Annotated in this window: 8 protein-coding genes; 2 read left to right on the top strand and 6 right to left on the bottom strand. The window is 68.2% G+C overall.

All coding sequences use genetic code 11. The features are described 5' to 3' along the window. Window positions 1–350: 350 nt before the first annotated feature. The gene (locus ACFWMR_RS40960) at window positions 351–1271 is read left to right on the top strand and encodes an SAM-dependent methyltransferase (protein WP_378382283.1); all 921 of its coding nucleotides are present in this window, start codon (window positions 351–353) and stop codon (window positions 1269–1271) included. On the opposite strand, the gene ACFWMR_RS40955 is transcribed toward ACFWMR_RS40960, so the two are convergent. Genes ACFWMR_RS40955 through ACFWMR_RS40945 form a run of 3 tightly spaced genes read right to left on the bottom strand, consistent with a single transcriptional unit; the run spans window position 1255 to window position 6575 of the window. Further along, window positions 1255–4602 (bottom strand): molybdopterin-dependent oxidoreductase, encoded by a 3348-nt coding sequence (locus tag ACFWMR_RS40955; RefSeq protein ID WP_378382282.1) that lies wholly within the window; start codon window positions 4600–4602, stop codon window positions 1255–1257. The two genes, ACFWMR_RS40960 and ACFWMR_RS40955, sit on opposite strands and share 17 nt — an antisense overlap. 3 nt (window positions 4603–4605) lie before the next feature. After that, complete coding sequence (locus ACFWMR_RS40950) at window positions 4606–5538, bottom strand: ornithine cyclodeaminase family protein (protein ID WP_378382281.1); 933 nt, start codon at window positions 5536–5538, stop codon at window positions 4606–4608. 20 nt (window positions 5539–5558) lie between these two features. After that, window positions 5559–6575: a proline racemase family protein gene (locus tag ACFWMR_RS40945; protein ID WP_378382280.1), complete on the bottom strand. Its 1017-nt coding sequence runs from the start codon at window positions 6573–6575 to the stop codon at window positions 5559–5561. Window positions 6576–6631: 56 nt separating this feature from the next. On the opposite strand from ACFWMR_RS40945, the gene ACFWMR_RS40940 reads away from it, so the two are divergent. Continuing rightward, window positions 6632–7303 carry a GntR family transcriptional regulator gene (locus ACFWMR_RS40940; protein WP_378382279.1) on the top strand — a complete coding sequence of 224 codons (672 nt, stop codon included), beginning with the start codon at window positions 6632–6634 and terminating at the stop codon, window positions 7301–7303. Between the two features lie 10 nt (window positions 7304–7313). Here the strand turns inward: ACFWMR_RS40940 and ACFWMR_RS40935 are convergent, their stop codons facing one another. From ACFWMR_RS40935 to ACFWMR_RS40925, 3 genes are all read right to left on the bottom strand, one after another. Further along, window positions 7314–7748, bottom strand: a complete 435-nt coding sequence (locus tag ACFWMR_RS40935; RefSeq protein WP_378382278.1) for a DUF6389 family protein — start codon at window positions 7746–7748, stop codon at window positions 7314–7316. Window positions 7749–7758: 10 nt separating this feature from the next. Next, window positions 7759–8694, bottom strand: coding sequence for a DMT family transporter (locus ACFWMR_RS40930; protein ID WP_378382277.1), 936 nt, complete (start codon window positions 8692–8694; stop codon window positions 7759–7761). Between the two features lie 287 nt (window positions 8695–8981). Next, the gene (locus ACFWMR_RS40925) at window positions 8982–9716 is read right to left on the bottom strand and encodes a phosphotransferase family protein (RefSeq protein WP_378382275.1); all 735 of its coding nucleotides are present in this window, start codon (window positions 9714–9716) and stop codon (window positions 8982–8984) included. Between the last annotated feature and the right edge of the window lie 146 nt (window positions 9717–9862).

The following is a 9862-nucleotide window of genomic DNA, read 5'->3' as shown; positions in this document are numbered from 1 at the left end:
ATCAATTTATCTTAAAGCCCCCTTACACCCCTCTTATAACGGGTCCTTTATGGCCTCCTTGAAGGACCCAGAGTCCCTCAAGGAGGCCTTCACGGACCCGGCACCCCACAGGACACCTTTGCCCTACCCCTCAATAACCCTCATTATCACTCACGACACCACACGGAAAACCCATATGGCCATAAATCGGACACTCAGTCGTCCCCTGTGGACACTCGGGGCGCGCCTGGTCCCGTCCAGTCCGGAACTATGTCCTCGGCAGCGAAGAAGGCCTGCGCGGCAGGATCGACCATGCCATATTTGGCTTATCGCCCAATAATTCCCTCGAACGCGAAGACGGGGCCGAAACGATGTCCACGAGGCAAGACGGAGACAGCTGGGACCTGGCGTCCAGCGTTGGTGCGACAGCCACCATGGCCGCGGCGGCCAGGGCGATGGCGACTCGCCAGGATCGCTCGCTCATCGACGACCCGTTCGCCGAGCCGCTCGTCCGGGCGGTGGGCGTCGACCTCCTGACCCGGCTGGCGGCAGGCGAAGTCGCGGCCGGGGAGCTGGTCGAGCAGCTCTGGATCGACGTCGCCAAGATCCGTACCAAGTTCTACGACGAGTACTTCATCGAGGCGACGAACGCGGGAATCACGCAGGTCGTGATCCTGGCGTCGGGGCTGGATTCCCGGGCGTACCGGCTTCCTTGGCCCACCGGAACCGTGGTGTACGAACTCGACCAGCCGCAGGTCGTCGAGTTCAAGACACGCACGCTGGCGGAATTGGGCGCCGAGCCGACGGCCGCCCGGAAAGCGGTCGCGGCCGATCTGCGTGACGACTGGCCCGCCGCGCTGCGTGCCGCCGGCTTCGACCCGGCCCGGCAGACGGCGTGGAGCGCCGAAGGGTTGCTGGGCTACCTGCCGCCCGAGGGGCAGGACAGCCTGCTGGACACCATCACCGGACTCAGCGCACCGGGAAGCCGGGTGGCCACCGAAAGCAAGCCCAACCCGCGTCCGGGCGAGGAGGACAGCACGAAGGAACGTCTGAACCGCATTTCCGAACGGTGGCGCGAGCAGAGTCTCGACACCGACATGACGCGGCTGCGCTACTTCGGCGAACGCAACGAAGCCGCGCCGTATCTGGCCGAACGCGGTTGGACGCTGACCTCGGCCAGTATCCGGGACCTGTTCGCCGTCAACGGACTTCCGGCCCTGGAGGACGACGGCATGCGCTTGGGCGACACGCTCTACGTCAGCGGCATCCTCGGCGCTAAGCGTCCAGCGTGACATCGGAGGTCGGTACCGACTGGCAGGTCAGGCAGTGGTCGTCGGGGAGGCCGTCTGGTGGGGTGACGAGATGCGCGGTGGTGCCGGCGAGCACGGGCACCGCGCAGCTCTCGCATTGGCCGAGGCGGCAGCCGCTGGGCAGGGAAAGTCCGCTTTTCTCCGCGAACTGAAGGAGCGTCCCGTCGGGCTTGCGCCAGGTCGCTTCACGACCGGATCGGGCGAACCGCACGGTCGCCGTGGCGTCGTCGGCGATGGTCACCGGCGCCGGTGCGGCGTGGAACTTCTCCGTGAAGATGTCCGCGCGGGGCACGCGGCGGGCCAGCAGGCCGGAGGTGATCTCCTCGATCATGGAGCCGGGGCCGCATAGGTAGAAGCGCGCCCGTCGAGCGATGAGTGAAGCTTCGACGCTGTCGGCCGACACTCGCCCTTGGACGTCGTAAGTATCGCCCGGGGCAGGACGGCTGTAGTGGTTCACGACGTGCACCGTGCGAAGGCGCTTCGCCAGACTGTCGATCCGCTCGCGGAAGGCGTGGCTACCGGAGTTCCGGTTTCCGTAGTGGAGAACGATTTCGGGCGCGGTTCCGGGCTCGCTCGCGAGCGTCTCCAGGAGGCTGAGGAACGGCGTGATCCCGATACCGGCGGCGATCAGCACCAGCGGCTGCCGGTGGCCGGATGGCAAGGCGAACGAGCCGGACGGCGGTGACACCAGCACCCGGGCCCCCGCCTGGAAACGCTCATGGACGAGGGGCGAGAACTGTCCGTCCGGCAACCGGCGGACGGCGACGCTGTAGGCGGTGCGGCCGGTGTCGCGGGCGGCGGCCGTGAGCGAGTAACTGCGCGTCACCTGCGGTTCGTCGGCGGCGGCCAGGGTGATGTGCTGGCCGGGGCGGAAGTCGGGCAGCCCGCCGTCGTCCACCGGACGCAGGCCCAGCGTGAGGATGTCGTCCGTTTCGAGAGCACGACTTTCCACGATGAACTCGCGTTCGGCGGTCCACGGCGATGGTCCGGCAGGCCGGACGTCGCAGGCTGTCGAGCGGAGCGCGACCGAGCCGCTGATCGGATCCCTGATGTCGTCGCCGATCAGCAGGTTGTAGTTCGCGCCGCCGTCGACGAGCGGATCCGAACCCGGCAACGCGAGGTCGGGTGCCGGTTGCCACCAGCCGTATTCGGCGACGACGACGTCTCGGTGCAGCGCCGTGTCGATTCGCGCGCGCATCGTAACCGTCGCCGACAGGGTCGCGATCTCCACCCATTGGCCGTCGACGATGCCGCGATCGCTCGCCAGTTCGGGGCTGAGATCGACGGTCGGCTCGGGGAAGCGCCGCCGCAACGACGAGATCCCTCGGTGCTGGCTGTGGCAGAAGTAGCCGTTCTTGGCGCAGGTCAGCACCAGGGGGTATCGCGTGTCCACCTCCGGCGTGCGGGCGACCGGGACCGGCGACTGCCCGTGCTCGGCGAGACGTTCGGAGTAGAGCTCGACGCGCCCGGTCGGGGTGGCGAAACCGGTGACACCGCCGTCGGTTTCTTCGGCGTACTTTCGGTATCCGGTCCGTAGCGGGACGTCGACGCCGCCCGGCTCGGCGCGGAGCCGTTTCGTGGTGAGCTCCAGCGGAGCGAGTTGGTGGTCCCAGCCGGTTTCGATCCGCCCGCCGAAGAATTCGTCGGTCATGCCGAGGCGGGCCGCGAGGTCGAAGACGAACTCGGTGTCCGAACGGGACTCGCCGACCGGCTCGATCATGCGCGGCCGGAGCTGGACCCGTTCCTGCGCCGACGGCGTGATCTCGAAACCCGCCCGGAAGGCTTCGTGCTCCCAAGGGGAGTTGACGGGCAACAGAAGGTCGGCGAAGCGGGAAGTCGGGTTCTCGAAGAGATCGAGGTGCACCGAGAAATCAAGGGCGCGCAACGCCTCCGCGGTCCGCTGTGGATCAGGCTGGGACAGGAGAAGGTTGCCTCCGAAGGAGACCAGCGCCCGGACACGGTACGGGTCTCCGTCGATCGCGGCCTGGCAGAAGTCGCGGGCGTTGATCCACCCTTGTGACGGCGGCCCGACGGGGAACTTGTCCAGTCCCAGTGCTTTGGCGCGCTGCCGCGGGTCGAGCTGGGCGTGCGACGTCACCGGATTCGCGGGCTGTTTGGGCAGCACGACGTTGCCGCCGGGAGCGTCGTAGCTGCCTGTCAGGGCGTACAACGTCGCGATCGCCCGCTCGGTCTGCGTGGCGTTCGCGTGCTGCCCGATCCCGGTCCACGCGGAGTAGGAAACACTCTCCGCCGCAAGGAGTTCTTCGACGAACGAGGCGATGGAGGCGGCCTCGATCGTCGTGGTGGAAGCCGTCCGGTCGAGCGGCCAGTCGGCGCACGCTCGCGTGTACAGCGCGAAAGCCGGAACGCACTCGACGATCCCGCCGCGCGTCGGTATCCGCCTCGTTCCGTGCAGGGCGAACTGCTCGGCCTTCGACGACAGGACGGCCGTGTCGACAGGCTCCGCCGCGTCCGTTGTCGCGTTCCATGCCACGAAACCCGCGAGATCCGGTTCGAGGTCCGACGCCCGCAGGAACCGGCCGGTGTCCCGGCGCACCAGGAGCGGCCCGTTGGTCCAGCGCCGGACGAACTGTTCGTCGTGTCCTCGCCGGTTCAAGAGCTGGTGGGCGACACCGAGCGCGAGGGCGTCGTCCGTACCCGGCCGGATCCGGAGCCAGAGGTCGGCCTGCAGTGCGCCGGTGGACCGGCGAGGATCGACGACGACGAGCCGTGCGCCGCGCGCCTTCGCCTCGGCGAGCGCGGCGGACTGCGCGAGCCACGACTTCGCGGGATTGTGTCCCCACAGGATCGCCAGGCCGGTCCTCGCGTAGTCGGGGCCGGGGAGAGGCCCGCCGAAGGTGAAGGTGTGGGCGAAGTCCTTGTGCCAGTTGCAGATTTCGGTGCTGTACAGCGTGTTCGGGCTGCCGAACAGCCGGATGAAGCGCTCCACCCAGTCGATGGAGTCGGACATCGGCGTCCCGCTCGGCGAGGTCACGGAGAACGCGACGGACTCGGCGCCGCTTTCGGCCCGGATGGTGCCCAGCCGGTCGGCGATCTCGGCCATCGCCTCGTCCCAGCCGATCTCCGTCCACTGTGGATCGGAGGCCGACTTCGGCGTCGTCCGCCGCAGTGGCCGCGTCAGCCGCTCGGGGGAGTGGACCAGTTCGGGTGCGGCGCGGCCCTTGGGACACATCGCGGTGCCTGTCGGGTGGGCGGGATCGGGGCGGACGCCCGTCATCATCCCGTTCTCGATGGTGTAGATCGCGCCGCATCGTGAGCGGCACAGCGTGCAGTAGCCTCGTACGTCGGTCATGGCTCACTTCACCCGGTCGAGAAAGGTCTGAGCGAGCAGACTGGCGATCGCCCAGTCCTGCATGGCGACTCCGACGCTCTTGAAGACCGTCCGGCCTGCCCGGTTCGCCACACCTTCGGCTAGCGCGTCCCCGAGTTCGACGAGATCGTCCTCGGTGATGGCTCCGGTCCCGAGCGCGTGGATGATCTCCCCGGCCTCTTCGAGGATCGCCTCTCGTTCGTCGATCACGACGGTCGCTTCGGCGAGTAGCTCGTCGGAGAGTTCCCGCATCGTCGGCCGGAAGGCGCCGATGGCGTTGACGTGGGCGTTTTCGGTGAGCGACGTGGCGGAGAACAACGGAGTGGTGGACGTGGTCGCGCAGCAGACGATGTCCACGTCGCGGACCGCCTCGTCCGCGTCGGCGACCGCGACGACGGTGTCGATACCCAATTCGGCGCCGAGGGCTTTGGCGAGCGTGCCCGCACGGTCGAGGCTGTGGTCGACGACCCTGAGTTCGGTCAGCGACCGTACGGCGTGCACGGCGCGGACCTGATCGGGCGCCTGCCCGCCGGCGCCGATGAGGGTGCAGGTCTTCGCCTCGGCCGGAGCGAGCAGATCGGTCGCGACACCGACGATCGCGCCGGTCCGGATGCGGGTCACCTCGGCGGCGTCGGCGACGAGATGACGTCCGTGGCCGAGTTCGCTCCAGACGACGGTCCCGACGATGGCCGGTACGCGGTCGGTGAAGTTGAGGCTCAACGTCTTGATCATCGCCGAGGCTGTCGGGCGGTGGTGCGTCGACATCACGAGGAACGCGCCGTCACGCAGCGCCGTCCGGGTCGGCATTTCGAACTCGCCGCGTCGCAGTGCGAGGAACCCGGTCCGCACCGCGTCGATCGCGGCGGACATGGAGACGGCGGAACGGATCTCCTCCGGGCCGACTGTGACGACGTCCATCGAATCCTCCTGTTTTCTCGTCAGCGCAGTACGAAACCCGGGACCAGATCGTCGTCGGGGTCGACGACGAACCGGTGGTAACCGGTGCGGAACGCTCGCCCCGACACGACGGGGATCACCGCGTCGCGCCCCCCGACTTCAGCCGTGCTCGTCACCCGGGCGTGCCAGGTCGAACCGACGATCGAGGAGTGGACGAGCGTGTGGTGGGCGGCCAGCCGCCCGGACGCGTGCAGTGCCGCGACGCGGGAAGCGGTCCCCGAACCGCAAGGCGACCTGTCCACCTGACCGTCGGCGAAAACGGTCACGTTGCGCTGCCGGATGTCCCCGTTCTCCTCGACACCGAGTTCGTCGAAGAAGATCACACCGTAGATCCCGCTGAGTCTCGGATCGTGCGGGTGCTCGGCGTACGCGCTCTCGTTGAGCTGATTCTTGATCTCGCGTCCCAGCTCGATCAGTTCGGGGAGCGAGTCCTTGTCGACGGCGAGCCCGAAGTCCGCGGCCGGGACGTGGGCGTACATCGCCCCGCCGAACGCGATCACGCAGTGGACGGTGCCGCGTGACGTCTTCACGGCGACATCGTCTTGGAGGAGATAACCGGCGACGCTGACGAAGTCGACCGAGGTCACTTTGGCGCCGACAGTGGCGACCCGTGCGGTCACCCTCCCGGACGGGACGTCGATCACCACGTCGGTGACTCCGCTGGGATCGGCGGGCACCAGACCGGTCCGTACCGCCCAGGTGCCGAGGCACATCGTGCCGTGACCGCACGCGGTGGAGAACCCGTCCTTGTGCCAGAAGAGCACGCCGAAGTGGGCGCCGGGATCGTCCGGCGCCACGAGGAAGCCGCCGTACATGTCCGCGTGCCCGCGCGGCTCCGAACAGAGCAGCCTGCGCAGCCCGTCGATCTCCGGGTCGGCCGCGGCCGCGACACGTTTTTCCGCGACCGTCGGCACGTCGGGCTCCGCGATCTCGGCGACGATCCTGAACGGTTCGCCACCGCAGTGGTAGTCCACCGCGAAGTACCCATCGCTCGTCATGCCGACCTCCCGCGAAGTAGTATGTGACATTGTACAGTCGCGGCGGAGGGATTTGAATGCCTGAGGACGAGCTCAAGGGGCTTCCCCCAGTCAGTGGTCGTCGCAACCTGCGCGACGAGGTCATCGAGACCCTGCGCGGCGCCGTCATCTCGGGCGGGATGCGTCCCGGCGTCGTCTACTCAGCGCCCACCTTGGCCGAGCGGTTCGGCGTGTCCGCGACGCCGGTGCGGGAGGCGATGCTCGACCTGGTCAAGGAAGGTCTCATGGAAACCGTGCGCAACAAGGGTTTCCGCGTCACCGAACCCACCGAGCACGAACTCGACAACTTCACCGAACTGCGCGCCCTGATCGAGGTGCCCACCGTGCGCCGGATCGCCGAGTCCGGCGTCGCGGCGGACGCGTTGAGACGGCTCCGCGAGCTCGCGACCGGCATCGAGCGGGCCGCCGTCGCGAACGACCTCATCGGGCACGTCACGGTCGACATGGAATTCCACCTCGCGCTGCTCGACCTGGCGGGTAACGAGCACCTCGTCGAAGTCGTCCGGTCGCTGCGTGCCCGATCGCGGATCTACGGGCTGAAGGCGCTGGCCGAACGCGGGCAACTGATTTCGTCGTCGCGCGAGCACTCGGAACTCGTCGACTTGATCGAAGCCCGGGACGCCGACGGGGCCGAGGATCTGATGCGTCGACACATCGGCCATGTCCGCGGTATCTGGGCTGCCGGGTGACGCCCTGGGGTCAGCCCAGCTGCCGCGGGGTTGTCGTGCCATAACCTTCGGGTGACGACACCTCCACGGGAACCGGGGGCTGCGTGTCGAATGCCCTCGTCCAGACCGCCTCGATCCAGTCGGCGACCGTGTCGACGACGACGTCCGCCGAGAGGTCTCGCGGGAGGGGCGGTACTTCCGGCTCCCAGCCCGTTTCGTGGTGGACGACGCCGAAAAGGTGACGGTGTTCGTCGATCGGTTTGTTGAGGACGAACGAATCCGGGCCGTCGAACCGGGCCCACACGTCGAAAGTCCCCTCGCCGTCGGCGTCGGGGAACACTTCGATCTGCACACTCTCGACGGTGCCGCCGATCGCCTTGACGATCGCCCTCAGCCGGGCGATGACGTCCTCGGAATGCGCGTCGAGGACGTGGCGAAGTCGGTTGCTGTACTCGGCATGGTCCACGCAGGCCAATCTAGCGCGGCCTTGATGCCGTCAAACGCGCGTCCTGGACGGTCTCGCTTCGCCGGAAGCGGGGGTGGGCCGCGAGCACGAGCGCGGCGAAAGTGATCGCGACGCCGACGAAGGTGGCGGCGGACGGCCGCGGGCCTGGGGTGAGGGCATCCAGCAGGACGGCGCCGAGGAGCTGACCGGCCACGCTGGCCAGCCCGAAGACCAGCACGCCGATGCGCCGGACGACGGTGGTGGCCACCGCTACGACGCCCATTCCGATCACCCCGGCCAGGTAGAGGAGCGGCTCCGCGGGCAGGTGTCCAGGCAGGGCTCCGCCGAACCCGGCTCGCAGGACGAGAGCGAGGGCGAGCGACCCGGCCGCGACGGAAAAGTTGATCAGGGTGGCCGGCCAAGGAGACCCGGCGATCGCTCCGACCCGTCCGTTCAGTGCCGACTGTGTCGCGATCGCGACGCCGGCGAACACGGGCAATATCACCAAGGCCAGGGTTCCGGAGCCACCCCACGCGCCGTTCCCGGCGATGGCGACCGCCGCCACGCAGGCCGCGGCACCCGCCGTCCGTGCCACCGTGATCGGGCGAGGAGTGCCGTCTCCACCCCAGAACCGGTCCACGATCAGCCCGCCGACGGCCGAGCCGCCCACGACCGCCACGGTGAACACGGCCACGCCGAGGGAACCGACGCTGATTCCCTGACTGGCCACGAACACGGCGCCACACACTCCGCCCGTCAGGTGCCACCCTCGCAGCCCGCCGGTACGTACCGCCGTGCGGACCAGGCCCAGCCCGCGTCGTCCCGCCGGGAACAGCGGAACGATCGCGAGCAGCAACAGAAGTCCGACGGAAGTCGATGCCAGCGTCGCCGTGATTCCGTCGCCCACCCGCGAACCGAGCTCCCCGTTCAAGCGCGACTGAACCGCCAAGCCGACACCGGCGCTCACCGCCCCCGCAAGCGAGATGACACTTCCACCACGTCCAGCCGGCTCCACCGATTCCCCACGCCCCGTCACTGGCCGGACGATATCGCCATGCCGCGGGCCTCGGACGATCTTGCCGAATTCTTCACCGGGATGGCGGAGAATTGTTCCACAACGCGGGATCGCGCGGGAATTCCTCAGCTTACCGAGGTGCGGATGGCCCGGCGTTCCGCGAAAACGCTTTCGAATGGTGGACCTGCTCGACAGTTTCCATAAAATTCACCGAAGCGCACGAACGGAGCTGACAGCCGTCACGCGGATTTCAGCACGTCGATTTCGCAGCCCGGCGAAGAGGGATCGAAGCCGTGCTCGGCCAGCCAACGGATCGACAGCAGACAGCGCAAGGACCACCACCCGCGGATCAAGTCGAGGTCGACGTCGGTGCCATAGCCTTCGACGACGTCGGCGAGGTGTTCTTCGTGACCGAGCGTCAAGGTGGCGAGGTCGAACAGAGCATCACCCTGGGCGGCCTCGGACCAGTCGATCACGCCGGTGATCTCGTCGCTATCGACGAACACATGCGAGATCTGCAGATCGCCATGGATGAACACGGGCGTCCACGGCCGGAGCACCGTCTCGGCGAGTCGGCGGTTGCGCTCGACCAGGTCAGCGGGGAGGACGTGGGTGCCGACGAGCCACTCGCATTCGGCGTCGAGGTGCGCCGCGAGCTCGTCGGCACTCCGGCCCTGCCGCGGCGGCAACGGCGCGTCGTGCAACCTCCGGACCGTGGCTCCCGCGGCCGCCCACGCCGCCGGTGACGCTGTCGATGGCTCGCCAAGGCGGCCGAGCGCCTTTCCCGGGAGGGCGGCGAGCGCGAGTACGGGCGGCTTCCGCCACAAGACCTCGGGAGTCGGGATCGGCGCCATGGCCATCGCCTCGACCTCGACGTCGGTGCGGGTCTGATCGGCGTCGATCTTCAGGAACACCTCACCGACGCGCAGGGTCGCGCAATCGTGGTGGGCGACGACGACCTCGACCTCCTCCATGAAGCCCATTGTCGCGAGGAAGATCGTCGATGTCGCCGGATTTGTTTGGGCCGAAAGGCAAAGGTGCCATGCTTGACCGCTCGCGCGTCTGCCGGGGGTTCGGGTGTCGCGAAAGCCACTTTCGGGACGTCAGACGTCCCGAAAGC

Source organism: Amycolatopsis thailandensis (assembly GCF_042723255.1).
Taxonomy (GTDB): domain Bacteria; phylum Actinomycetota; class Actinomycetes; order Mycobacteriales; family Pseudonocardiaceae; genus Amycolatopsis; species Amycolatopsis thailandensis.
Note: the sequence above shows the minus strand (reverse complement) of the source record. Positions and strands in the feature narration are given on the sequence as shown.